Origin of the sequence: Variovorax sp. J22G73, from assembly GCF_030317035.1 — a bacterium.
GTDB lineage: Bacteria > Pseudomonadota > Gammaproteobacteria > Burkholderiales > Burkholderiaceae_C > Variovorax.
In genome coordinates, this window is record NZ_JASZYK010000002.1 from 896411 (window position 1) to 922257 (window position 25847).

General features: G+C 69.5%; 17 protein-coding genes and 1 pseudogene. 6 read left to right on the forward strand and 12 right to left on the reverse strand.

The features are described from left to right. Positions 1-11: 11 nt before the first annotated feature. The 9 genes and pseudogenes from QTI51_RS12245 to QTI51_RS12285 all read right to left on the reverse strand — a co-directional run bounded on the left by QTI51_RS12245 (position 12) and on the right by QTI51_RS12285 (position 17958). The gene (locus QTI51_RS12245) at positions 12-5237 is read right to left on the reverse strand and encodes a malto-oligosyltrehalose synthase (protein ID WP_503011503.1); all 5226 of its coding nucleotides are present in this window, start codon (positions 5235-5237) and stop codon (positions 12-14) included. A 1-nt stretch (position 5238) separates the two neighbouring features. Continuing rightward, positions 5239-7158, reverse strand: coding sequence for a malto-oligosyltrehalose trehalohydrolase (gene treZ / locus QTI51_RS12250; protein ID WP_503011504.1), 1920 nt, complete (start codon positions 7156-7158; stop codon positions 5239-5241). Beyond that, positions 7155-9017 (reverse strand): glycogen debranching protein GlgX, encoded by a 1863-nt coding sequence (gene glgX, locus QTI51_RS12255; protein ID WP_503011505.1) that lies wholly within the window; start codon positions 9015-9017, stop codon positions 7155-7157. Before glgX ends, treZ begins: the two co-directional genes overlap by 4 nt. Positions 9018-9117: 100 nt before the next feature. Next, positions 9118-9318 (reverse strand): annotated as a pseudogene (locus tag QTI51_RS39075) (hypothetical protein); the annotation flags it as partial. A 60-nt stretch (positions 9319-9378) separates the two neighbouring features. Beyond that, the gene (locus QTI51_RS12265) at positions 9379-10149 is read right to left on the reverse strand and encodes a mechanosensitive ion channel family protein (RefSeq protein ID WP_116907129.1); all 771 of its coding nucleotides are present in this window, start codon (positions 10147-10149) and stop codon (positions 9379-9381) included. Between the two features lie 27 nt (positions 10150-10176). Next, positions 10177-13542: a maltose alpha-D-glucosyltransferase gene (gene treS, locus QTI51_RS12270; protein WP_116907128.1), complete on the reverse strand. Its 3366-nt coding sequence runs from the start codon at positions 13540-13542 to the stop codon at positions 10177-10179. Positions 13543-13556: 14 nt separating this feature from the next. Beyond that, positions 13557-15608 carry an alpha-1,4-glucan--maltose-1-phosphate maltosyltransferase gene (locus QTI51_RS12275; protein WP_286515770.1) on the reverse strand — a complete coding sequence of 684 codons (2052 nt, stop codon included), beginning with the start codon at positions 15606-15608 and terminating at the stop codon, positions 13557-13559. Further along, the gene (gene glgB, locus QTI51_RS12280; RefSeq protein WP_286515769.1) at positions 15605-17521 is read right to left on the reverse strand and encodes a 1,4-alpha-glucan branching protein GlgB; all 1917 of its coding nucleotides are present in this window, start codon (positions 17519-17521) and stop codon (positions 15605-15607) included. Before glgB ends, QTI51_RS12275 begins: the two co-directional genes overlap by 4 nt. 170 nt (positions 17522-17691) lie before the next feature. After that, the gene (locus tag QTI51_RS12285) at positions 17692-17958 is read right to left on the reverse strand and encodes a hypothetical protein (protein ID WP_116907125.1); all 267 of its coding nucleotides are present in this window, start codon (positions 17956-17958) and stop codon (positions 17692-17694) included. A gap of 277 nt (positions 17959-18235) precedes the next feature. Between QTI51_RS12285 and QTI51_RS12290 the strand changes: the two genes are divergently transcribed. Both QTI51_RS12290 and QTI51_RS12295 read left to right on the forward strand, forming a co-directional pair. Next, on the forward strand, positions 18236-19888 hold the full coding sequence (locus tag QTI51_RS12290; RefSeq protein WP_286515767.1) for an alpha/beta hydrolase: 1653 nt from the start codon (positions 18236-18238) through the stop codon (positions 19886-19888). Between the two features lie 133 nt (positions 19889-20021). Beyond that, positions 20022-20651, forward strand: a complete 630-nt coding sequence (locus QTI51_RS12295; protein WP_116907123.1) for a LysE family translocator — start codon at positions 20022-20024, stop codon at positions 20649-20651. Here the strand turns inward: QTI51_RS12295 and QTI51_RS12300 are convergent, their stop codons facing one another. Further along, positions 20652-20855, reverse strand: a complete 204-nt coding sequence (locus tag QTI51_RS12300) for a hypothetical protein (protein ID WP_132748687.1) — start codon at positions 20853-20855, stop codon at positions 20652-20654. Positions 20856-21325: 470 nt separating this feature from the next. Here QTI51_RS12300 and QTI51_RS12305 point away from each other — a divergent pair, with 470 nt between their 5' ends. Both QTI51_RS12305 and QTI51_RS12310 read left to right on the forward strand, forming a co-directional pair. Next, the gene (locus QTI51_RS12305; protein ID WP_116907121.1) at positions 21326-21826 is read left to right on the forward strand and encodes a pyridoxamine 5'-phosphate oxidase family protein; all 501 of its coding nucleotides are present in this window, start codon (positions 21326-21328) and stop codon (positions 21824-21826) included. Between the two features lie 17 nt (positions 21827-21843). Next, entirely contained in the window at positions 21844-24150 is a 2307-nt protein-coding gene (locus tag QTI51_RS12310) for a hypothetical protein (RefSeq protein WP_286515765.1), read from the forward strand. Here QTI51_RS12310 and QTI51_RS12315 read toward each other — a convergent pair. After that, positions 24110-24328 carry a hypothetical protein gene (locus QTI51_RS12315; RefSeq protein WP_116907120.1) on the reverse strand — a complete coding sequence of 73 codons (219 nt, stop codon included), beginning with the start codon at positions 24326-24328 and terminating at the stop codon, positions 24110-24112. The genes QTI51_RS12310 and QTI51_RS12315 overlap by 41 nt on opposite strands. A 187-nt stretch (positions 24329-24515) precedes the next feature. Continuing rightward, positions 24516-24749: a hypothetical protein gene (locus QTI51_RS12320; protein WP_286515764.1), complete on the reverse strand. Its 234-nt coding sequence runs from the start codon at positions 24747-24749 to the stop codon at positions 24516-24518. Between the two features lie 232 nt (positions 24750-24981). Between QTI51_RS12320 and QTI51_RS12325 the strand changes: the two genes are divergently transcribed. After that, the gene (locus QTI51_RS12325; protein WP_116907119.1) at positions 24982-25254 is read left to right on the forward strand and encodes a hypothetical protein; all 273 of its coding nucleotides are present in this window, start codon (positions 24982-24984) and stop codon (positions 25252-25254) included. A gap of 66 nt (positions 25255-25320) precedes the next feature. Next, entirely contained in the window at positions 25321-25836 is a 516-nt protein-coding gene (locus QTI51_RS12330; protein ID WP_132748684.1) for a hypothetical protein, read from the forward strand. Positions 25837-25847: the final 11 nt, after the last annotated feature.

Below are 25847 nucleotides of genomic sequence, written 5' to 3' on the forward strand. Positions count from 1 at the left end.
CGACGTCAGCTTCACGACGCAGGCTTCACCACGCTGAACGCGGCCCACGGCACATGGCGCAGCGCCGTGGCCAGTTCCAGCCCACCAGCGCCGGCGGTGAAGCGCTCGCCGGTCAGCACGTTCTCCAGCACCGCGCCTTCCAGCCCCGCGGGCAGGCGCACCGTGGTGCCGCGCCAGGCATCGCCTTGCGGCAGCACCGGAACCGGGCTCTCGCCCGGGCACAGGCCGACGAACAGCCGCCCCGCCACCACCACCAGCGTCTGGTCCTCGTGCTGCCGTGCAAAGGCCACCACGTGCCGCGCCAGCGCGCCTTCGGCCGCCAGCCCTTCGTAGCTGCCTTCGCGGAACAGCGCGGGCTGCGCGCGCCGCAGCGACAGCAGCCGCCAGATGAACCACAGCTTCGCGCGGCCGTCGTGCGGTGCCGCGGCCAGCGCGCGGACCTGCGCGGCAAGGCCTTCAGGACTACCATGGCCACCCTGGCCACTCTTTCCAGCCCGATCGGCCATGTGCTTCAACGCATGCAGCTGCCCCTGCCGCAGCGCGTAGTCCACCGGCCGCCGGTTGTCGGGGTCGACCAGGCTCAGCTCGATCAGCTCGCTGCCCTGGTACAGGTCGGGCACGCCCGGCGAGGCGTACTTCAGCAACGTGAGCGTGAGCCCGTTCCACGCACCGAACCAAGAGAGCCGGTCGGCCAGCCGCTGGATGTCCGACAGGCAGGCGCCCTCTTCCATGTTGGCGACGATGGCGCGCACGTAGCCTTCCAGCGCGGCCTCGTACTCCGCGTCGGGCTGGGTCCAGCGGGTGCGCAGCTTGGCCTCGCGCGCGGCCTTCTGCATGTACTCCCAGATGCGGTCGGCAAAGGCGGGGGCGGTGGCCTCGTCGAGCCCGCCTGAACCGCCGGAACCGTCGGACCCGGTGAAGGGCAGCGTGCCCAGCAACGTCTGGTACAGCAGGTACTCGTCGGCGCGCGAGGGCGCGTCGTCGCACTCCAGCTTGCGCCGTGTGTCGCGGCACAGGCCGTGCCAGCGCGTGAGCGCCAGCACCCATTCGTTGGGCATTTCGGAGAGCACGTCGATGCGGTTGCGCACGTCCTCCGAGCGCTTGTTGTCATGCGTCGAAGTCGCCAGCATGGTGTGCGGCCAGCGCAGCGCGCGGTCGGTGCTCAGCGCATGGAACTCGTCCACACCGATGCCGAAGCGGTCGGGCTCGCCGCCCACCTCGTTGAGCGAGCTGAGCGGAAAGTAGCGGTAGAAGGCCGTGTCTTCCACCCCCTTGGCCGTGACCGGCGCGCTGAACTGCTGGAAGCGCACCGCAAAGCGGCGCACCCGTTCGGCCAGCGCCGGCGGCGCGCCCTCCACCGCCACGCCGCGCAGCGCGCGCCGCAGGAAGCCGAAGACCGAGCGGTCGGCGTCGCTGCTCTGGCGCTCGGCGGCGGCCGTGGCCTCGTCGATGAAGCGCTCGTCCTGCGCGGAAGGCGCATCGATGATGTACGTGCGGTACACCGGCATGCAGGCCGCCACGTCGGCCAGCGCGCGGCGCAATGCATTCAGCGTGTAGTCGCGCGTGCGGCGGTCGGCGCGCGCAATGCGCAGCAGCTCGCTCGACAGCATGTTCAGCTCCGACGACAGCGCGTTGCGCATCACCTCGCGCCGCCCCGCCTGCGACAGCGCATGAAAGCTCTGCACCTCGCCCGTGAACCGCCGCCACGCATGGCCGATGGTTTCTTCGGCCGTGGTGTCGACCAGCACGCCGTTGGCCACGTTGGCGAAGCGGTAGCCGGTGGTGCCGTGCACATGCCAGCCCTCGGGCACCTCCTCGTCGTTGGCCGCGATTTTTTCGGCGACTACGTACAGCGGGCGCGCCGGCCGGCCCTGCGCGTCGTGCGCGGGCAGCACCAGCCCGGCGCGGCGCGCGTAGCCCTGCTGCAGCTTCTCGAAGTAGCGCGCGGGATCGTACAGGCCGTCGGGGTGGTCGATGCGCAGGCCGTCCACCTTGCCGGCGGCGGCCAGGTCGAGCGCGAACGACTGCGTGGCCTCGAACACGTCGTCGCGCTCCATGCGCACCGCCGCCAGGTCGTTGATGTCGAAGAAGCGCCGGTAGTTGATTTCGTCGGCCGCCACGCGCCAGTACGCCAGCCGGTAGGCCTGCGCCTCGACCAGCGCATGCAGTGCGTCCCGCGCCGCCGGCGTGGCCAGGTTGAACTCGGCCACGGCCGCGGCCAGCGCCGCGGCGACCGAGGGGTGCCGCTGCGCGAGCCGCGCCAGCCGGGCCTTGAGCAGCTCCTTGTCGCGCGCGCGCTCGGCCCGCGCCTCGGGCTCGGTGGCGTCGCGCCCCGGCAGGTGGCCGAAGGCGGTGGCCACGCTCGCGAGGCTGGCGGCGGCATCGGTCGATTCGTCGAGCTGCGCCAGTGCGCGCGCCAGCACCGCCGGATAGCGCTCGGGCGCCAGCGGAAAACGGTGGTCGAAGTACATCAGCGCGAAGCCACCGGCCTCGGGCTCGAAGTGCAGCACCAGCTCGCCGCTGGCCAGCACCTCGCCGTAGTGGCCGCCCAGCACGGGCAGCAGCACCTTGCCGGTGAGCTCGACGTTCAGCGGCTGCCAGTCGATGTCGAAGTGCTGCGCGTAGAGCGAGGCCGGGCCGTTTTCCAGCACGTCCATCCACCACGCGTTATCAGCGCCGAACACGCCCATGTGGTTGGGCACCATGTCCAGCAGCTGGCCCATGCCGTGCGACTGCAGCGCGTCGACGAAGCGCGCAAAGCCCTCTTCGCCGCCCAGCTCGGGGTTGACCTCGTCGTGCGCCACCACGTCGTAGCCGTGCATGCTGCCGGCGCGGGCGCGCTGGATGGGCGAGCAGTACACGTGGCTCACGCCCAGCTCGGCCAGGTAAGGGAGCACGCGAATGGCGTCGTCGAAGCCGAAGTCCTTGTGGAACTGCAGCCGGTAGGTGGCGCGCGGCACGGTGGCCTGCACGTCTTGCGGCGCGAGCACACCGGTGGCCGAACGCAGCCCCGGGCGCACCGCCCGCAGCTTCGCGGCGATGCCCTGCATGCGCTCGCCCTCGGCCAGCGCGCGCGACGCCACCGGCAGCTTGCGCCGCCAGTTGGGCTGCTCGCTCACAGTGCCGGGCATGTTGGCCTGCTCGACCACGCCGGCGGCGTCTTCGAGCTGCACCATCATCAGCGCCGAGGGCGCGGCGCCCAGGTAGGCGTGCACCGCTTCCACGATGCGGGTAGAAGGCAGCGCCTGCCCCGCGGCCGCGGCCACCTCCTCGCGGCTGAGCAGCCCGCCGCGCTCGGCCGCGAGCATCAGCTGGATGCGCTCCTGCGCGCGGTCGAGCAGCTGCTTGTCGAACACGCGCTCGTCGGGGAACAGGCCCAGCTCGAGCCGCACGCGCAGGTCGTGGCCGGCCCACCAGCCCGCGAAGGTGGCCAGGTCGTGCGTGCTCACCGCCACCAGCGCGGCCGGCGGGTAGGCCTCCGGCGGCTTGAAGCCGCCGGCGTGGTGCTCGTGGTGCTGGCCGTCGAACTTCTCGAAGTACAGCAACCGGTACGAGAGCACGTCGGCCTTGGCCAGCGCCTCGCGCACGGCGTCTTCCACCGTGCCCAGGTCTTCGCCCACCACCATGCAGCGGTGGCGGTGGCTCTCGATGGCGACGATGGCCAGCATCTCGTCCAGCGGGTAGTACACGTAGGCACCGTCGTGCGCGCCGCGGCCCGGCGGAATCCAGAACAGGCGCATGAGCCCCATCACGTGGTCGATGCGCAAGGCGCCCGCGCCGCGCATGCCGGCGCGCAGCGTGTGCATGAAGAAGCGGTAGCCGTCGGCACGCAGGCTGTCGGGCCGCAGCGGCGGCAGGCCCCAGTTCTGGCCGGCGGGGTTGAACTCGTCGGGCGGCGCGCCGATGCTGGCGCCCGGCGCGAGCACGCCTTGCGCGGTCCAGGCGTCGGAGCCGGCGCGGTCGACCGACACCGCCAGGTCCACGTACAGGCCGATGCCCATGCCCACCGCCTCGCAGCGCGCCGAGGCCTGCGCCAGCTGGCGCGCGGCCTGCCACTGCAGGAACTGGTGGAACTGCAGGCGCTGCGCATGCTGCACGGCAAAGGCCGTGACCTCGGCCGAGTCGGGGTCGCGGTACGCCACAGGCCACACGGGCCAGCCCCACAGGCCGCTGTCGGTGGCCAGGAAGTGCGCGTGCAGCGTTTCGAACAGCGCGTGCTGGCGCAGCCCCTCGCCGCGCTCGGCCACGAAGGCCAGGAACGCCAGGCCGTCTTCGTCGGGCGCGGCCAGCTCCGGCAGGTGCGCTTCGCGAAAGTGCTCGAAGAGCAGCTCCAGCACCTCGAACTTGGCCGCCGCCACGCCGGGCAGGTCGACCAGCGCCTCGGCGCGCAAAGCGGCCAGGCGCTCCTGGAACGCGGGCGAGCGCACCAGGTGGCGCGCGGGCTCGCAATCGGCGAAGCCGTCGACCGCTTCCACGTCGATGTACAGCACGTTGAGCTGCTCGCGCGACGACGGGCTGTACGGGCTCGCATGCGCCGGGTTGGCCGAGAACAGCGCATGCAGCGGGTTGAGCCCGACGATGTCCGCGCCCTGCGCGGCCATGAGCGTGACCAGTTCGTCGAGGTCGCCGAAGTCGCCGATGCCCCAGTTGCGCGGTGAGCGCAGGCTGTAGAGCTGCACCGCCGGGCCCCACACGCGGCGGCCGTCGCGCACGGCCGGCGGCCGGTAGCAATGCCCCGGCGTGGCCAGCACCAGCGTCTCGCCGGGCAGGCCGTCGATGCGCAGGCGGTGGTAGCCGGCGGCCAGCGGCAGGCTCATGGGCAGCGTGCGTTCGCACAGCCATGCGCCGCCGTGCTCGGTGCGCGCGGTTTCGTGCAACGCGTGCGCATCGGCCTCGCCCTGCTGCGTGAGGCCGGCTTCGTCGGTCAGTTGCCAGCGCAGCGTGCGCGTGGCCAGCGGCAGGCGCAACGGCACCTGCCAGTGCGTGGTGCCCGCGGGCACCACCGCCACCGGCGGCAATGCCTGCGCCCAGCGCGCGCGGTGCACGGCCTCGAGCGCGCGGTGCGCGTCGGCGGCGCTGTCGATGCGCACGCCGAACTCCGCCAGCAGCGCGCGCAGGCTCTGCGTGCTGGCCTCGCGGCGGGTGCCGAAGGCGTCGTTGTAGGCGGTGGCGATGCCGTGGTGCTCGCACAGCGCCACCAGCGCGCCGGCCGCGTCGCGCAGGAAGGTTTCGTTCACGTCATTCACCGCGCGCGTCCTCCAGCGTGACGAACACCGCGCCGTGGTCGAGGCGCAGCGAAGCATTGCCTGCATGGCCTTCCCCTGCACCGCTTTCTTCATGCACGCCGTGACGGTAGACCACAGCGCCCGGCGAACCGGCGAGCGGCGTGGTCTGCTGCCTGCCGAAATGCGCCAGCATGTGCAGGCGGGCCGAACCGGTCCCTCCGCCCTGCGGCCCCAGGTCCCAATGCACGCGCAGCGTGTCGTTCTCGCAGAAGAACACGCCCGCGCCGGTGGAGCCGGCCAGGTGCGGCACGATCATCTTGTGGCGCAGCGCCAGCAGCTGCTGCACCTCGCTGAACTGCTCGAAGTGCGCGCGCGCGCCGCGCTCGCGCCAGTTGAGCTTGGACGCGAGAAAGGTCGCCTCCGCGTTCGGGTCGGGGATGCGCGCACGCGCCGCCTCGTCCTTGAAGGCCGCGAAGCCGCCGAACTCCGAGCGCCGCCCGTTGGACACCGCCTCGGCCAGCTCGGGCCCGAAGTCGCAGAAGTACAGGAACGGGGTGGACGCCGCGAACTCGTCGCCCATGAACAGCATGGGCACGTGCGGCGACAGCAGCAGGCAGGCCATGGCCGCGCGCACGCGCACCGGGTCGCCCAGCGCATGGATGCGCTCGCCGAAGGCGCGGTTGCCCACTTGGTCGTGCGTCTGCAGGAAGGAGACGAAGGCCTGCGACGGCAGCCGCGTGCTGGGCTCGCCGCGCCGCTCGCCGTTGCGGAACGCCGAGGGCTGCCCCTGGTAGATGAAGCCTTCGGCCAGCGACAGCGCCAGGCTGCACACGGGGTTGTCGGCGTAGTCGGCGTAGTAGCCGTCGCGCTCGCCGGTGGCCAGCACGTGCACCGCGTGGTGCAGGTCGTCGTTCCATTGCGCGGTGCCCGCCACGGGCAGGCCGTGGCCGTCGCGCGCGAGCATCGAGGCCTGGTTGGTGTCGTTCTCCAGCACCAGGTGCACGTGGCGCTCGCGGCCCGGGCCGGCCAGCACGGCCTCGCGAATCTCCTGCACGATGTGCGGGTGCGAGCTGTCGCGAATGGCGTGGATGGCGTCCATGCGCAGGCCGTCGAAGCGGAACTCCTCGATCCAGTAGAGCGCGTTGTGCACGAAAAAGTCGCGCACCGTGCGCGCGCCCGGCCCGTCGAAGTTGATGGCCGCGCCCCAGGGCGTGCGGTGCTCCGGGTTGAAGAACTCGGGGCAGTAACCATGCAGGTAGTTGCCTTCGGGCCCGAAGTGGTTGTAGACCACGTCGACCAGCATCATCAGCCCCAGGCCGTGCGCCGCGTCGACCAGCGCCTTCAGCTCGTCGGGCGTGCCGTAGGACGCATCGGGCGCGAACTGCAGCACGCCGTCGTAGCCCCAGTTGCGCTTGCCCGGAAAGTCCGCGAGCGGCATCAGCTCCACGGCGGTCACGCCCAGCTCGGCCAGCTCGCCCAGCCGCTCGCGCGCGGCGTTGAAGGTGCCTTCGGCCGTGAAGGCGCCGATGTGCAGCTCGTACACCACCGCCTCTTCCCACGGGCGGCCGCGCCAGGCGGCGTCTTTCCATGCGTAGCGGCGCGGGTCGATGACCACGCTGGGGCCGTGCACGTCTTCGGGGTTGAAGCGCGAGGCCGGGTCGGGCACGGCGGAGCCGTCGGGCAGCTCGAAGCGGTAGCTGTCGCCGTGCGCCGCGCCGGCCAGGTCGAGGCGGTGCCAGCCTTCGGCGTCTCGCGCCATGCGGTGCGCGGCATGTTCGCCACCCGACGCGTTCAGCGGCCGGTGCGCGAGCAGCACCCGCTGCTGCGAGGGCGCCCACAGGGCGAAGGCGACGCCGCCGTCGTGCGCGGTGGCGCCGAAGGGCATCGAATGGGCGTGATGAGCGCGGGGATGGGGGTGGGTCGACATGGTCATGGCCGTACGTCCGGCCGACTCAGCACGACGAGCGAGCGGCATTGAAGCGGGTAAGTGGGCTCGGCCCATGCGGGCGCGAGTGCGGAGGCGTCTTCGGTGGTGGGCGGCGGCGAGGTGCTGGCGGTGTCCACCAGCAGGCGCCAGGCGCCGTGCGGCATCGGCGGCAGGGTGAACGCGATCTCGTCGTGGTGCGCGTTGAACAGCAGCAGAAAGTCGTCGTCGTGCTGCGTTTCGCCGCGCGGCCCGCGGTCGGCGATGCCGCCGCCGGGGATGTACATCGCCATGCAGCGGGCGTTGGTGTCGCTCCAGTCTTCGGTGCGCATTTCTTCGCCGTCGGGCTTGAGCCAGTGCACGTCGGTCACGGTCTCGCCCGCGGCCGGCTTGCCCGCGAAGAAGGTGCGCCGGCGGAACGACGGGTGCGCGCGGCGCAGCGCGATCATGCGTTCGACGAAGGTGGTGAGCGCCAGGCGCTCGGGCGTGGCCGACCAGTCGAGCCAGCCGAGCGCGTTGTCCTGGCAGTACACGTTGTTGTTGCCCTGCTGCGTGTGGCCGCGCTCGTCGCCGGCCAGCAGCATGGGCACGCCCTGCGACAGCAGCAGCGTGGCCAGCAGGTTGCGCTTCTGGCGCTCGCGCAGGGTGATGACTTCGGGGTCTTCGGTGGGGCCTTCCACGCCGCAGTTCCACGACACGTTGTGGCTGTTGCCGTCGCGGTTGTCCTCGCCGTTGGCCTCGTTGTGCTTGTCGTTGTAGGACACCAGGTCGTGCAGCGTGAAGCCGTCGTGCGCGGTGACGAAGTTGATGCTGGCGCTGGGCTGCTTGCCCGACCAGCCGTACAGGTCTTCGGAGCCGGTCACGCGCTTGGCCATTTCGCCGATGAGGCTGCCGTCGCCCTTCCAGAAGCCGCGCATGCCGTCGCGGTACTGGTCGTTCCACTCGGCCCAGCCCAGCGGAAAGTTGCCCACCTGGTAGCCGCCATGGCCCAGGTCCCACGGCTCGGCGATGAGCTTCACGCGGTTGAGCGTGGGGTCTTGCCGGATGGCGTCGAAGAAGCCGCCCAGGTTCTCCACCTTGCCGGCCTCGCGTGCCAGCGCGGAGGCCAGGTCGAAGCGGAAGCCGTCGACGTGCATTTCCTCGGCCCAGTAGCGCAGCGAGTCCATCACCAGCTGCAGCGCATGCGGGTGCTCCAGGTTCACGGTGTTGCCGCAGCCGGTGAAGTCGTCGTAGTAGCGGCGGTTGTCTGCGTTGGCGATGTAGTACGAGGCGTTGTCCACCCCGCGCATCGACAGCGTGGGCCCGAGCTGGTTGCCTTCGCAGGTGTGGTTGTAGACCACGTCCAGGATCACCTCGATGCCCGCGGAGTGCAGCGTCTTCACCATGGTCTTGAACTCCTTCACCTTGCCGGAGGCGCTGTAGCGCATCTCGGGGGCGAAGTAGGCCAGCGTGTTGTAGCCCCAGTAGTTCTGCAGCCCCTTCTCGGCCAGGTGGCGGTCGTTGAGGAAGCTGTGCACCGGCAGCAGCTCCACCGTGGTCACGCCCAAGCGCTTCAGGTAGTCGACCACCGGCGCGCAGCCCAGCGCGGCGTAGGTGCCGCGCAGCTCGGGCGGCACGTCGGGGTGGGTCATGGTGAAGCCGCGCACATGCATCTCGTAGATGACCATGTCCTGCCACGGCACCGAGGGGCGGCGGTCGTCGCCCCAGGTGAAGGCGGTCTCGAGCACGCGGCCCTTGGGCATCAGCGGGGCGCTGTCGCGGCGGTCGAACGACAGGTCTTCGCGCTTGCTGCCCACGGTGTAGCCGTACAGCGCGTCGCCCCAGCGCAGGTCGCCCACCAGGTCCTTCGCATACGGGTCGACCAGCAGCTTGTGCGGGTTGAAGCGGTGCCCCTCCTCGGGCTTGTAGGGGGCCGTGCACGCGGTAGCCGTAGGCCTGGCCGGGCCGGGCCTCGGGCAGGTAGCAGTGCCACACGCCGTCGGTGCGCTCGCGCAGCACGATACGCTGCAGCTCGTGGCGGCCGCGCTCGTCGAACAGGCACAGCTCCACCTTCTGGGCGTGCTGGGAAAACAGCGCGAAGTTGACGCCCTCCCCGTCCCAGGTGGCGCCGCGGGGGTAAGGCTTGCCGGGCCAGATGGCCGTGATCGTCGGATTGGTTTTTCGTGTCATTCAGTGGCCAGGGCAATCACAGGCAGGCAGGCAAGGCAATCGGGGCAGCGGTCGCCGCGCTCAGCGCGGCGGCCGGTCGTCGTAGCGCGGCGGTGGCGACACGGTGTTCGGCGCCACCGGGGGAACCACGGGCGTCTCCTTGACGACCCGCGTGTCCTTCACCACCACCTGGCGCGGCCACCAACGCTCGATCTGCGCCTTCGCCCAGTCCTTGCCGGCCAGGCCGAAGGCCAAAGCCAACGCAAAAACCACGCCCGCCAATATCACCAGGAAGCTTTCGCGCACGATGTCGCCGCCCACCTTGATCTGGTCGAGCGCAATGAGGATCACGAAGGCCATCACCGCGTACTGCGCCATCTTGGCGAACAGCATGGCGTCCTGCATCTTCACGCCGCGAAAGTAGCTGCCCACCGCGTCGCCCACGAACTTGGCGAAGTACGAGCCGAAGGCCAGCACCAGCAGGGCCACGGCCACGTTCGGCACGAACCACACGATGCGCCCCAGCAGGTCGGCGATGTAGCTCAGCCCCATGCCGTTGAAGGCGATGAGCAGCGACGCCAATATCACCAGCCAGTACGCCAGCACGCCGAACACGCTGCTGGTGTCGCCCTGCCAGCCGCCCTGGCGCAGGAAGTTGTCCAGCCCCGCGCGCTCGGTGAGCACGTTGAAGTTGATGGCGCGCAGCGCCTTGGTCACCGCGAAGCGCACCGCCTTGGCGATGACCCAGCCCACGACCACCACCACCAGCGCGATGAGCAGGCGCGGAATGAATGCCCCGACCTGGTAGAGGATGGCGCGCAGCGGCTCCAGGTGAATGCCGAAGTTTTCCATGATGAGTCTCTTCCGGTAAGTGGGGTATCAAGCGCGCGCGGGGCGAATCAGCGCCAGCACGCCGTGCAGCGGCACCTGCACCCAGTCGGTGCGGTTGTTCAGTTCGTAGCGCAGTTCGTACAGCGCCTTCTCCAGCTCGAACAGCGAGAGCAGCTCGGCGTCGAGCGGCAAGCCACCGGTCGCATCACCCGGCGCGGCGATGGCCTCGGCGTAGCCCTTCAGGAAGGCGTCGCGCGTGGCCTGCTCCCAGGCGATGGCCGGCGCGGCCAGCTTCTCGGCCTCGTCGGGGCTTTGCGCCACGCGCCGCAGCGCCGACCAGCGCGCGTAGTTGAACGAGCGCAGCATGCCCGCCACGTCGCGCAGCGGCGAGCTCTTGGCGCGCCGCTCCTCGAAGCTGCGCGCGGGCTCGCCCTCGAAGTCGATGATGATGAAGTCGTTGTCCTTCACCAGCACCTGGCCCAGGTGGTAGTCGCCGTGGTAGCGGCTCTTCAGCGCCGCCGCGCCACCGCCCTTGCCCTCGCCTTCCCCCACGAAGCGCCGCTCCGCGATGTTCGCGTGCAGCGCCTCGCCGGCCGCGAGCAGCGTGTGGGCATCGGCCTGCGCCCCTGCAGGCAGCACGTCGATGCGATCGCGCAGCAGCGCCAGCGTGGCCGTGGCGTCGGTGGTGGCGTGCGTGCGGTAGCCCGCCACGTCGGTGGCCGACAGCGGCTCGGGGTCGAAGGCGGCGGCACCGGTGCGGGTGGCCAGCGCGCGGTGCAGCTCGCCGGTGCGCCGGCCCAGCGTGGCCATCAGCGCGAGAAAGCCGCCGTGCACGGCCAGCACGTCGGGCGCCGCCGTGGCGCCGTCGGTGGTGGCCACGTCGCGCAAAAAGCGCTCCAGGTAGCCCAGCGTGTAGTCCCAGCCGTCGCCCTGGTTGGCAACGTAGCTCTGCACCATGGCCAGCGTCATGGTGCGGCCGTCGTTGCCGATGTACTCCAGCGCGCCCAGCACGGGCACGCAGTTGGGGTACTCCACCTCGGTGAGGAAGCGGCCCATTTCCAGCTCGGGGTTGATGCCCTGGCGCACATGGCGATAGCCCTTCAGGAACAGGGTTTCGTCGAGCGTCACGGCCGTGTTGCTGCTCACGCCGCTGGGGCGGCCGACCGGCAGTGCGTCGATGTCGATGTTCAGCGTGCCGAACGCGGCCGTGGGCTTGAACACCAGCTTGCCGTTGCCCGTGGCCAGCTCGGCCCCTTGCGAGATGGCGCGCACCAGCTCGCGGCAGAAGGCCTCGTCGTAGAAGGCGTCGCCCATCAGCCCGACCTGCGCCTGCTGGCGCACCTTGGCGAGCGCGGCCTGCGCCACGCCGGCCATGCGCTCTTCGTCGCGCTCTTCCCAGGCCAGCGCCAGCGGCATGAAGTACGTGGCGCCGCCGGGCGGGCCGTCGAGCGCCAGCAGCGGCAGCATCCAGCTCTGGCCGTTGGCCTCCCACACGGCGTGGTCGACCATGCGGGCCCGCGCGATCGGCACGCCCTTGGAGGCGTACCAGCGCTGGATCTCGATGTGGCGCGGCAGCGTGTCCAGCTCGAACTGGTTGCGCATGCGCTCGGCCATGCCGATGCGCCACGGCATCACGCGGTCGCGGAAGAAGCTGGTCCAGCCGTCGAACAGCACCAGCGTGGGCCAGTCCTGCAGCGCCACGCCCTGGTCGTGCCAGCTGGGCGCGTCGGCCTCGGCCGTGAGCTTGAACCAGTAGAAGCCGTACGAAGACAGCGTGAGCAGGTACGGGAGCTCGCCGATGGGCGGGAACGGCGCGCGCCCCAGCATCTCGATGGGCACATGGCCCTTGAACTCCGACAGGTCGAGCTCCACCGGCTGCGCGGCGCGCGACAGGTTGAACACCGCCAGGATCACGTCGCCGTCGTGCTCGCTCAGGTAGGCCAGGATCTTGCGGTTGCCCGGCTTCAGAAAGCGCCGCTTGCCGCGCCCGAAGGCGTGGCTGGTCTTGCGCACGGCCAGCATGCGCTTGGTCCAGTTCAGCAGCGAGCTGGCGTCGCGCGCCTGCGTTTCCACGTTGAGCGCCTCGTAGCCGTACATGGCGTCCATGATGGGCTGCAGGTACAGGCGCTGCGGGTCGGCGCGCGAGAAGCCGGCGTTGCGGTCGGGGCTCCACTGCATGGGCGTGCGCACGCCGTTGCGGTCGCCCACGAACACGTTGTCGCCCATGCCGATCTCGTCGCCGTAGTAGATGATGGGCGAGCCCGGCATCGACAGCAGCATGCCGTTCATGAGCTTCACGCGGTCGAGGTCGTTTTCCATCAGCGGCGCCAGCCGCCGCCGAATGCCCAGGTTGATGCGCGCGCGCGTGTCGGCCGCGTACATGGTGTACATGTAGTCGCGCTCCTTGCTGGTCACCATCTCGAGCGTGAGCTCGTCGTGGTTGCGCAGGAAGATGGCCCACTGGCAGCCTTCGGGAATGTCGGGCGTCTGCGCCATGATTTCCACGATGGGGTGGCGGTCTTCCTGCGCGATGGCCATGTACATGCGCGGCATGAGCGGAAAGTGATACGCCATGTGGCACTCGTCGCCGTCGCCGAAATACTCGCGCACGTCTTCGGGCCACATGTTGGCCTCGGCCAGCAGGAAGCGGTTCTTGTATTGCGCATCGATGGCCGCGCGCAGCCGCTTGATGACCGCGTGCGTTTCCGGCAGGTTCTCGTTGCTGGTGCCGTCGCGCTCCACCAGGTAGGGAATGGCGTCGAGCCGGAAGCCGTCCACGCCCATGTCGAGCCAGAACTTCATCGTCTTCAGGATGGCTTCCATCACCGCCGGGTTGTCGAAGTTCAGGTCGGGCTGGTGGCTGAAGAAGCGGTGCCAGTAGTACTGCTTGGCCACCGGGTCCCAGGTCCAGTTCGACGTCTCGGTGTCGGTGAAGATGATGCGCGTGCCCTGGTAGATCTGGTCGGTGTCGCTCCACACGTAGAAGTTGCGCTCCGGCGAGCCGGGCGGCGCCAGCCGCGCGGCCTTGAACCACGGGTGGTCGCTCGACGTGTGGTTGATGACCAGCTCGGTGATCACGCGCAGGCCGCGCTTGTGGGCCTCGGCCATCATTTCGCGGAAGTCGGCCAGCGTGCCGTACTGCGGGTGCACGTCTTCGTACTCGGCGATGTCGTAGCCGTCGTCGCGCAGCGGAGACGGGTAGAAGGGCATCAGCCAGATGGTGTTGACGCCCAGGTCCTTCACGTAGTCGAGCTTGGCGGTCACCCCCTGGAAGTCGCCCATGCCGTCGTTGTTGGAGTCGAAGAAGGCCTTGACGTTGAGCTGGTAGATCACCGCGTCGCGGTACCACAGCGGATCGTCGCTGTTGTCGATCTCGACGGTTTCAAGGGCAATGTGCGAGACGGGTGCATTCATGGGCGGGCGACCTCTCAAAGAAAGTAGTCGAAGTCGCGCTCGTCGCCATGGCGCCGACGGACCACGAAGATGTGCGCGGGTGCGGTGTGCGGGTCGAGCCGCACGTAGTGCCAGTCGCCCTGCCAGATGAAGCGTTGCCCGCTGAGCAGGTCGTGCATCTGGAAGGAGCGCGAAGCCGGGCTCACGCCCACGCTGCCGGGCTCCAGCCCGACCCAGCCCGACTGCGGCGTGTGCGGGTCGAGGTTGACCACCGTGACCACCACGTTGCTGCCGTCGGCCGAGGTCTTGGCGTAGGCCAGCAGCTGCGGGTTGTCCACGTGCAGGAAGCGCAGCGTGCGGTCCCACTGCAGCGCGGGGTTCTCGCGGCGAATGCGATTCACCCGCGCGATGAAGGGCGCCAGGCTCTCGGGGTCGTCGTGGTTCCAGTGGCGCAGCTGGTACTTCTCGGAGTCGAGGTACTCCTCGCTGCCGTGCTCGCGCGGCAGATGCTCGCGCAGCTCGTAGGCCGGCCCGTAGATCCCGTAGCTCGCCGACAGCGTGGCCGCCAGCACCAGCCGCGACATGTACACCGACGCCTCGCCGCCCTGCAGCTGCTCGTGCAGGATGTCGGGCGTGTTGGGCCACACGTTGGGGCGGAAGTAGTCGATGCCGGGCGTGGTCGACAGCTCGGTGAAGTACTCGACCAGTTCCTCTTTGGTGTTGCGCCAGGTGAAGTAGGTGTAGCTCTGCGAGAAGCCGCCCTTGGCCAGCCGGTGCATCACCTTGGGCCGCGTGAAGGCCTCGGCCAGGAAGATGACCTCGGGGTGCGTGCGCTTGATTTCGGCGATCACCCACTCCCAGAACGGAAAGGCCTTGGTGTGCGGGTTGTCCACGCGGAAGATGCGCACGCCCTCGCCCACCCAGTGCTCGAACACGCTCTTCAGCTCGTTCCAGAGCCCGCGCCAGTCGTCGCTCTCGAAGTTGAAGGGGTAGATGTCCTGGTACTTCTTGGGCGGGTTCTCGGCGTATTGCACGCTGCCGTCGGGCCGCCATCGGAACCAGTCGGGGTGTTCTTTCACATACGGGTGGTCGGGCGCGCACTGGAAAGCGATGTCCAGCGCGATCTCCAGGCCGTGCTCGGCCGCGCGCGCCAGCAGCTGGCGAAAGTCTTCGGGCGTGCCCAGCGCGGGCAGGATGTGCTTGTGGCCGCCTTCGGCCGCGCCGATGGCCCAGGGGCTGCCCACGTCGTCGGGCCCGCTCACCAGCTTGTTGTTCGGGCCCTTGCGCTGCACGCGGCCCACGGGGTGGATGGGCGGAAAGTACAGCACGTCGAAACCCATGGCGGCAATGGCCGGCAGGCGGGCTTCCACGTCCTTGAAGGTGCCGTGCACGCCGGGCTCGGTGCCGGCCGAGCGCGGAAACAGCTCGTACCAGGTGCTGAAGCGCGCGCGCTCGCGGTCGGCCACCAGCGGCAGCTCAACCGGGTAGTGCGCCTCGTGGCGCCGGTCGGGGTGGCGGCGCGCGGTGTCGGCCAGCTCTTCGTCGAGCGCCAGGGCCTTGAGCGCCACGGCGTCGGCGCCGGGCGTGGCGGCCACGGCGTCGAGCTCGGTGGCCCAGCGCTGCAGCGCGGTCTTGTCGACGCCGTCGGCACGGCCGGCGGCCGCGGCGATTTCGAGCGCACCCACCTGCGAGGCGATGCGCACGTCGTCGGGATCGACGCGGCGCGTCATCTCGCTGCGCCACGACTCGAAGGGGTCGACCCATGCCACCGCGGTGTACACGTAGCGCCCGAGCGCGGGCGGCGAAAAGGCGGCCTCCCACACGTCGTTGCGCAGCGGCTTCATGGGCACTTCGCGGAACTCGGGCTGGTCCTGCGCGCGCCAGCGCAGCTGCACGCGCAGCACGTCGTGGCCGTCGGTGAAGCAGTGCGCGCGCACGCGCACGCGCTCGCCGGCCACGCACTTCACGGGAAAGCGGCCGTTGTCCACGGCGGGCAGCACGGCGTCGATCACGGCGCGCACGTTGCCGTGGTTATCTGCGATGTCGGTCGCCACGGGGGCGTGGCGGGTGGCAAAGATGTTCTTCATGGTGTGGGCCGTTGCTCCAGGATCAGCGTCGAAAGGGGCGGCAGGGTCAGGCTCACCGACTGCATGCGGCCGTGCGATCGCACGGGAGCGGCCTCCACGCCGCCCAGGTTGCCCCAGCCCGCGCCACCGAATTCGGCCGCGTCGGTGTTGATGACTTCGCGCCAGAAGTTGCCGCCCAGCGTGCCTTTCGACCCACCGGGCACGCCCAGCACGTAGTTGGTGCGCGGCACCGGCGTCATGTTGCTCACCACCAGCAGCGGCGGGCTGCCGTCGGCGGACTTGCGCAGGAAGGCGAACACGCTCTTCTCTTCGTCGTCCGCGGTGAGCCACTCGAAGCCCGCCGCGGAAAAGTCGAGCTGGTGCAGCGCGGGCTGCTCGCGGTACACGCGGTTGAGCTGCGCCACCAGCCGCTGCAGGCCGCCATGGCCCGCCTGCTCGGTGACGAACCACTCGAGCTCGCCGTCGTGCGTCCACTCGCGCCGCTGGCCGAACTCGCCGCCCATGAACAGCAGCTTCTTGCCCGGGTGCGCCCACATGAAGCCGAACAGCGCGCGCAGGTTGGCGAACTGCTGCCAGTTGTCGCCCGGCATCTTGTTGACCAGCGAGCCCTTGCCGTGCACCACCTCGTCGTGCGAGAGCGGCAGCACGAAATTCTCGTGAAAGGCGTACACCAGCGAGAAGGTCAGCTTGTGGTGGTGGTACTTGCGATTGACCGGGTCTTCCTTCATGTAGGCCAGGGTGTCGTGCATCCAGCCCATGTTCCATTTCTCGCCGAAGCCCAGGCCGTCCATGTCGGTGGGGCGGGACACGCGCGGCCAGGCGGTCGACTCTTCGGCCACCGTGACGGTGTCGGGAAACTCGCGGTACACGGCGCGGTTGAGCGTCTGCAGGAAGTCGATGGCCTCCAGGTTCTCGCGCCCGCCGTGGCGGTTGGGAATCCACTCGCCGTGCTTGCGCGCGTAGTCGAGGTAGAGCATGGAGGCCACCGCGTCCACGCGCAGGCCGTCCAGGTGGTACAGGTCGAGCCAGAACAGGCCCGACGACACCAGGAAGCTGCGCACCTCGGGGCGGCCGTAGTTGAAGATGGCCGAGCTCCACTCGGGGTGGAAGCCCTGGCGCGGGTCGGCATGCTCATACAGGTGCGTGCCGTCGAAGTAGCCCAGCCCGTGCTCGTCGACCGGAAAGTGCGAGGGCACCCAGTCGAGCAGCACGCCGATGCCCTGCTGGTGCAGGTAGTCGACCATGTACATGAAGTCCTGCGGCGAGCCGTAGCGTGCGGTGGGCGCGAAGTAGCCGGTGGTCTGGTAGCCCCAGGAGCCGTAGAACGGGTGCTCGGTCACGGGCATGAGCTCCACATGCGTGAAGCCCATCTTCGTGACGTACGCGCCGAGTTCGTGCGCCAGCTCGCGATAGCTCAGGAACTGCCCGTCGTGCCGGCGCCAGGAGCCCAGGTGCACTTCATAGACCGACTGCGGCGCGTCGAGCGCGTTGTGCGCGCCGCGCCGCGCCATCCACTCGTCATCGTTCCACTGGTACGACAGTTCGCAGATGCGCGAGCCGGTGGCCGGCGGCAACTCGGCACTGAAAGCCACCGGGTCGGCCTTGTCGACGGCGTAGCCGCCGAAGCGCGAGCGAATGCGGTATTTGTAGGTCTGCCCGAGCGCGGCTTGCGGCACATGGCCTTGCCAGATGCCCGTGTGGTCGGGGCTGGGAGAGAGCGGGTCGGCGTCGCCGGACCAGTAGTTCCAGTCGCCCACCACCGAGACCGACTCGGCATTGGGCGCCCACACCGCAAAGTTCACGCCGCCACCCGGCTGCGGGTGCGCCCCGAGCAGGTCGTACAGGCGGGAATGAGTTCCTTCGTGGAAAAGGTAGGCGTCTCGCTCGCCTTGGAGTGAATGGTTCAGAGGCACCGGCGTTCCTTGATGTGAAGGCCAGCGACACGGCTGTTCAAGGAACGACTGCGTTGTTCGTCTGGCGGTGTCTCAATCTGCGGCGACACCGCGTGCCGTGGTTACGGTCTGCACCGACTTGGCTTGTCGGAGAGTTGCCCGAATGTCGGCTTCGGATTCTTGAGGCGGCCTCAGGCGTGCAGCGCGAAATCGTCGACCGTGAGCGTGATCGCCCGGCCCGGCTCGGCCCGGTAGCGCGCGATGGCCGCGGGCTCGATCACCGGGAAGTGCCGGCGGCACACGTCCAGCAGGCGCTCGCCGACCTCGCGTTCGCCGAAACCGTCGTGCAGCGTGTGCTCGGAAATCTGCGCGATCACGCGCGGGCCGCCCGGGCCTTCGGGGTAGACGGCGAAGCGCACGCTCGCCGTGTCGAAGCAGTAGATGCCTTCGAAGTTCATCTGTCTTGTCTCCTGGCTTGTCGTCGTGTCATCTGCGTGTCATCCGCGGGTTCGGGGCGCTGTCGATGGGTCTGCGTCGACCCGAACCGGGTCGGATTGAGCGCGCGCGCCGCACCGTTTGAGAGTGGACATTCGCGCATGCGCGTGCAGGAAATTTCCTACAGCCGACAGCGCCTGCGCTTGCACGCACAAGGCGTGTTGGCTTTGGTTACGCGGTGTGAATGCGGCGAAGATCGGGCCTCCAGATTTCCTGCTCTTCACCGGAGCCACCGTCTTGATGACTGAAGCGATCACGCGCGCCGCACTCCCCCTGGTCGCCGCGCTCCTGCTCGGCGCCTGCGCCTCGGGCACCACCGAGGCCCAGCGCCAGGCCGCGGCCAGCAAGCCCCCGCCCACCGACTGCACCGCCTGGGTGGGCACCGACCGCAACGCGAACATGGGGGGCTACCTGCTAGGGCAAGGTCCGAAGGGAACCGGCGCCAAGGTCTGCGTGCCGGTGCTCATGACGGCCAACCCCACGCCGGCCGGCTACGCGGGCGGCGACTACCACGTGAGCGAGTTCAGCGACGAGAAGCTCAAGGCCCGCTGGCGCGCCTGCAAGGAAGACGCGGCCTGCTTCAAGCGCATCGACGCGCAGATGCAGCGCTGGCTGCCGCCCAACAAGGAGCGCGCCACGCGCTCCACCGGCGTGGTCGACCCCTCGGGCAGGATCGACCCGGACGGCCAGGTCGACCTGAAGAAAATCCGCCGCCCGGCCTTCTTCGCCAAGGCGCCCTACCGCGAAGGCATCGCGGAGGCCGACGCGCGCACCTCCATCGTCGAGTTCACCGTGCCGCGCGACACCTTCGAGCGCATCGACCTGAAGATGACAGGCGACATCAAGCTGCGCGGCTGGTACATCGAGGGTACGGGCGTGAGCGACGGCAAGGGCAGGAAGACGCGCGCGCTGGTCATCATGGCGCCGGGCGGCGGCGGGCAACTCACGGCCATCCAGCACCCTGACGAGGTGGCCTACCGCACCGACGCGAAGACGGGCAAGACCGTGCCCGTGAGCTTTCCCAACGCCACCACCGAGACCATGGGCCAGCGCTGGTGGCGCGAGAACCTGTACGCGCTGAACCAGGCCGGCTACGACGTGCTGGCCTACGACCGCCGCGGCGAGGGGCTGTCGGGCGGCTTCAGCGACACCAACACGCTGGAACAAGGCGAGGACGTGTTCCGCGCGCTCACCGCGCTGGACACCGGGCGCGGGCTGCGCATTCTCACGCCGCAGGGCGAGCTGCTCGCGGGCGACGCCACGCGCGGCCGGCTGCTCGCAGGCATGCCGGCCAGCGAGATTCCGCTGGTGCTGGGCGGCTATTCGCGCGGCTCCATGTCCACCGCCTGGGCCATGACGCGCAACTACGTGGCGCAGTGCAGCTTCGACATGCCCCAGCCCAGCTGCACGCCGCCCAAGGGGCTGCGCAACATTCGCGGCGCCATCCTGCTGTCGTCGTTCGCCAGCGGCGCGGGCTACGTGGGCGATTCGCCCGACCTCGCCGACCGTAACCTGTTCCTGGGCGGCATGGCGGCCGACCACCACATCGTTTTCTATCCCAACTCGTCGACGCTCGCGGGCATGGACCGCTGGCCCGCCGCCTTCTTCGGCAAGGGCCTGTGGGACCGCGCCGAGACGCTGGAGGGCACCGTGGCCGCGTACAACCGCATCCGCGGGCTGAAGGAGATCGTGGTGGCGCGCGGGCCGCATTCGATAGAGACCTGGCCCGAGTCCGACCGCGCCTACCTGCGCGAGCGCATGGTGGCGTACGCCAAGGCGCTGATCGTGGGCGGGCGCACCATTCCCGGCGCCAGGCCGTGGAAGGACTTCAGGTCGCTGGTGGCGACGACGCCGGATTCGTGGGAGCCGTCTTCGAAGCCCAAGGCGCCTTGAGAGGTCTGGAGCGGCCTTGAGGGGCCTTGAGCGGCATCGAGGAGGCCCGCTGGTGCATTCGGGCTGCGGCTTGCGTATCCTTGCGCACCCTGCCCCTGCCTTGTTGCTTCCATTGACTTGAAGGTCCGCCGCCATGTTTCCCACCGACGTACTCCTCGCCTACCTCGCCGCCTGCCTCGTGGTGGTGCTCGCGCCCGGGCCCGACAACATCCTGGCGATCAGCCGCGGGCTGAGCCAGGGCAAGGCGGCCGCGGCGCTGTCGTCCATCGGGGCGGGGCTGGGCATCATGTGCCACACCGTGGCCGCGGCGCTCGGGCTGTCGCTGGTCATCCAGGCGTCGCCGGTGGCGTTCTGGGCCGTCAAGGCGGTCGGCGGGGTGTACCTGCTGTGGCTGGGCTACAAGGCGCTGCGCTCGCGCAACCTGATTTCGTTCGAGCCGGGCGCGCACCAGTCGCTGCGCAAGGTGTTCTTCACCGGCCTGCTGTCGAACGTGCTCAACCCGAAGCCGGGCCTGTTCGTGCTGGCATTCCTGCCGCAGTTCGTGAGCGCGGCCCGCGGCCCGGTGGCCGTGCAGATGCTGGTGTACGGCGCCATCTTCGCGGTGCTGACCGCGCTCATCTTCAGCGTGCTGGGCGCCTTCGCGTTCAGGCTGTCGGGCTGGCTGAAGCGCCAACCGCGCGTGGGCACCGGGCTGAACGTGGGCGCGGGGCTCACCTTCATCGGCGCCGGGCTGTCGGTGCTGGCACTGCGGCAGCGCGCCTGATCAGTACTTTCTGGGGTTGTCGGGGCGGCGGTCGTAGCGGTCGGGTATGCCGTCGCCATCGCTGTCGCGGTTGACATCGCGGTTTCGCTCGTAGCGGTCCGGAATGCCGTTGTGGTCGCGGTCGCGGTTGCGCCGGTGGTCGTCGTGGCCGCAGCCCACCGCGAGGGTGGCGACGGCGATCATCAGGAAAAGGTGCTTCTTCAAGGGAGGGCCCGCGCGTGCGGCTGAGTGTGTCGGGCCGTCCAGTCTGCGGCGCGCGGCTGAAGGATCGCTGAGGGTTTGCTGAAGCCTTCATGAACTGAACCGAACCGGTAGCGCGCAAAAAAGAACCCGGCGCCAAGCCGGGTTCAAGCCTCGTCGCTGTCACGCTCCGAGGCCCTCGCAAAAGGAAGAGGAACAAATACGAGGAACGGATGACCGTCGACCTCCAAGTTAACGCGCGCGCCGCACGCCGATGACATGGGATGCCGACTCCGCCGGACGGACAAGACCTACGGCAGACCTACGGCAGCACGGGCCGTTGCGCGAACCGATGCACGCACAGGCCGCACCTGCGGCCAAAGCTGTCGGCGCCGGACGACACGCCAGCGCGGTGTGTGTCCTCAAGCCCCTCGCGGACCTGCCCTTACGGTGAAACCTTCATCGCCAACCTCAACACATCAGGAGCACCCGACATGACCGCCACCACCACCGACCAAAGCAAGCTCTGGGACCTCATCAAGGACACCCGCTTCGGCATGCTCACGCACCGCCACGACGACGGCCAGCTGCACAGCCACCCGCTGACCACGCAGAACAAGAACGGCGACGAGGCCGGCACGCTGTACTTCTTCGTGCCGAAGAACGGCGACATCGCGCGCCACGTGGCCACCGACCCGGTCGTGAACATCGCCTATGCCAACACCGACGACGACAGCTACGTGTCGGTGTCCGGCCGCGCCGCGCTGCTGGAAGACCAGGCGAAGAAGGAAGCGCTGTTCACCAAGGCCGCGCAGGCCTGGTTCCCCAACGGCGCCACCGACCCTAACCTGGGCCTGCTGGCCGTGAGCGTGCTCGGCGCCGAGTACTGGGACGTGGACGACAGCAAGATGGTGCAGCTCTACAAGATGGCCAAGGCCGCCATCACCGGCGAGCCGCCCAAGAACCTGGGCGAGCACAAGAAGGTCGCGGTCTGAGCGGAGGGCCGCCGACGATGACGCAAGCGCCGAGCACCGCAACCCCACCGAAGGTCGCCGACCGCCGCTCGATTCCCTCCACTCCCTCCACACCCCCCCACCGCTGGCAGTTCATTCGCGCGGGCGGCACCGACCAGGTCGTGTTCCGCTCTGGCGAGGACATCGCCCGCATCGGTGAACTCGACCAGAAGCTGTGGGTGGCGCTCGCCTGCCCCACGCGCGGCATCGACTTCGATCCGCGCACGCTCGACCTGATCGACGCCGACCGCGACGGCCGCGTGCGGCCGCCCGAGGTGGTGGCGGCGTGCGAGTGGGTGTGCGCGCGGCTGCGCAACCCCGACGTGCTGCTCGAGGGCAGCGACGTGCTCACGCTGGACGAACTCGACGACGGCAACCCCGACGGCGCCCGGCTGCGCGAAGAAGCGCGCCGCCTGCTGCAGATACAAGGCAAGCCCGACGCAGCGACGCTCACGCTGGCCGACATCGCCGATCGCGGCGAGCTGCTGGCCGCCATGCGCTTCAACGGCGACGGCATCGTCACGCCCGACACCGCGCAGGACGACACGGTGCGCGCCACCGTAGAGCAGGTCATGCACACGCACGGCAGCGTGCCCGACCGCCACAAGGCCACGCCCGGCATCGACCGCGCGCGGGCCGAAGCCTTCTTCGCCGAAGTGCAGGTCGCGCGCGACTGGCATGCGCAGGCCGACGCGGGCAACACCACATTGATGCCGCTGGGCGACCCCACGCTGGCGGCGGCCGACGCCACGAACAAGGTGCAGGCCAAGCTCGACGACTTCTTCGCGCGCTGCCGCGTGGCGGCCTTCGACGTGCAGGCCGTGACCGCGCTCAACCCCTCGCCGAAGGCCTACGACGAGCTGGGCGCCAACAAGCTCGACCTGCAGGCCCAGCCCATTGCCGACCTGCCGCTGGCACCGGTGACGCCGCGCTGCGTGCTGCCGCTGCACGGCACCAGCCTGAACCCCGCCTGGGCCGACGCCATCGAGGCCTTCACCTTGCGCGCTGTGGAGCCGTTGCTGGGCGCGGGCGCACCTGCAGAGCTGGCCGAAGCCGACTGGCTCGCCATCAAGCGCATGCTCGCGCCGCTGCAGGCGCTGATGGCCAAGCGCCCCGACAACTGGGCCGCCGCGCTGCCGCTGGACAAGCTCGACGCCCTGCTGCAAACGCGCGAGCCGCTGCTCGCGCTCATCAAGGACGACGAGGCGGCCGAAGAACACAACGCGCTGCTGGTCGACCTGGAAAAGCTCATTCGCCTACAGCGCGACCTGGTGGTGCTGCTGAACAACTTCGTGTCGTTCAAGGCCTTCTACCGGCGCGAGGGCGCCATCTTCCAGGCCGGCACGCTGTACCTGGACGCCCGCAGCTGCGAGCTCACGGTGCAGGTGCAGGACACGGCCAAGCACGCCGTGCTCGCGGGCCTGGCCAAGACCTGCCTGGCGTACTGCGACTGCACGCGCCAGGGCGCGAAGATGAGCATCGTCGCAGCCTTCACCGCGGGCGATGTCGACTTTCTGTTCGTGGGCCGCAACGGCGTGTTCTACGACCGCCAGGGCCGCGACTGGGACGCCACCATCACCAAGCTGATCGAGAACCCGACCAGCGTGGCGCAGGCCTTTTTCGCGCCCTACAAGAAGTTCGTGCGCGTCATCGAGGAGCAGGTGGCCAAGCGCGCCGCGGCGCAGGAGGCCGCGGGCCAGGGCAGCCTCACGAGCCTGGCCACGAAATTGACCACCGCCGACCAGGCCGCGGCGGCCGACGCCGCCAAGGTGCCGACCGCCGTGCCCCGCCCCGCGGGCCGTGTCGACGTGGGCACCGTCGCCGCCATCGGCGTGGCGCTGGGGAGCATCAGCGCGGTGCTGGTGGCCATCTTCGGCAAGTTCATCGACCTGGGGCAATGGATACCGGTGGCGCTGCTGGGCATCGTGCTGGCCATCTCGGGGCCGAGCATGCTCATTGCGTGGCTCAAGCTGCGCCAGCGCAGCCTGGGGCCGATTCTGGACGCGAGCGGCTGGGCCATCAACGGGCGCATGAAGGTGAATGTGCGGCTGGGCGGCATGCTGTCGCAGATGGCGCACGTGCCGCCGGGCGCCCGGCGCATCGCGCCCGACCCGTACCGCGACCGGCACGGCGCGACCGGCTTTGCCGCTGCAGCGGTGCTGGTGCTTGCGATGGCGGTGCTGGCGTGGCGCATGGACTGGCTGGACGATAGGCTGCCGACGGCGCTGCAGCATGGGCCCACGGCGGCGCTGTCTGCAACCGGCGCTAGCCATGCAGCAGCAGTTCGGCCCGTCCCCGGGGCGTGATGAGCTTGACGACGGCGGGCAGGCGCCCTTCCGCGTTTTCGTCGGTCGAGACGGGCGGCAACACCGCCTCCACCATGCCCGCCGCCACCAGCACGGCGATGCTGTTGATCTCGCTCCTGTCGTCTACCAGCAAAGGAAGGCCGGCGTGTTCGATTTTGCGAAGGTAGTCGAGTGGCATACGGGCCTTTTTTGCATGCATGCCCCGAGGGCGCCCACCGAAACCAGGCGAGCAAGCCTTCCGGACTGCAATGACCAACGGCGCGCACCTTACGCCCCGAGCGGCCGTCGCTCGGTGCGTTAACGCACGTACCGCAAGCGAGCGTCGCGGAGCCGCTGTGGATTCGGGAAAGCACTGTGGCGTGCTGTCACAGCGACGCCTCCACCAACGCGGCCCATTGCTCGAAGCTGTCGGCGGGCCAGTTGTTGTCCACCTTCAGCCGCTCCACCGCATAGGGGCGCGGCTTGCCGCCGTACCAGTTGAACCATGCGCTTCCCTCACCCGCCTCGCCCCTGGGCACGCAGGCGAGCGGCACGTCGAACTCGTAGATCACGAATTCGGTGCCCGCGGGGAAGTCGGATCGCTCGGGGAGCTTGGCCATGTGCAGGGTCGCCTTTTTTCGGTGGGGGGTGCATCGAAGGTAGCAGCACGCGGCAACGCATCGGCGATGTTTTCGGCATCTCTTCCGACAGGGGCCGCATGCGAAGCGCACTACATTTTTTACGAACCATTCGACCTTTGTTTCACCTTCGTTGCACACCCCGCGCATGAACTCATTTCGCTCGGCATCCCTCCTGAGATCCATCGCCCGCCCATCGCGACGCGAGCGCGTGATGGCTACCAAGGCCTTGCCCGATGCGCTTGCCCACTCGGAGCTGCACCACGGCGGTTGGGAAATTCACTACCGCGTGGAACCGGCCAGCGAAAAGTTCGCGGGCAGCGCGCGCATTCATTCCGGTGGCCATCCCGAGCCGCACTGCGAGCTGTCGATCTTCGAGCCGCAGTCGAACGCGCTGGCCTCCTTCGACCTGCTGCGCGAGCAGTGCCTGGCGTGGATCGAGGGGCGTGCCGAAAGCCCTTCGGCGCGATCGCTCTCGGCGGACTGAAGCACCGCCCAGGCAAGCCCCCCGGCGCGTTTTCGGGGCTGACGCCAAAGGCGTGGAGAATGCGAGATGACTCCCTCTTCCCCCGCCTTTCTTTCCCCGGACCATATTGCGGTGCTGCGCGCCGTGGCCCGCATGGACCTGTCGCTCGGCACCGTCATCGGTCAGAGCCTGGGTCGGCCGGTGTCCGACGACCTGGCGGAGTTGCGGCTCCAGGGTCACGTCCGCGAGGTTTCCAGCCCGCGGCACGACGGCACGCCCGGCCACCTGTACACCATCACCACCAAGGGCCGCGACGCGCTGCAAGGCCGCGACGAAGCACCGAACAACGCCGCGCCCACCCCCACCCTGGGCCCCCGCCCGCCCCTGCGTCGCGAGACCTACACCGGCAGCGAGATGCGCCCCTTCACCGGCCGCGCGGGCTCGATGGACGCGCTGAAGTACCCCAGCCGGGTCGGCAACCAGCTGCGCTACCGCGACGACGGCACGCCCCCGGCGAACACCGACACCAAGAATGGCACGGACGCCAAGGACGACAAGGCCGGCAAGGACAAGAAAAACGAGCCGCCGCGCCGCAAAAGCTGAGCCGGCCGGGG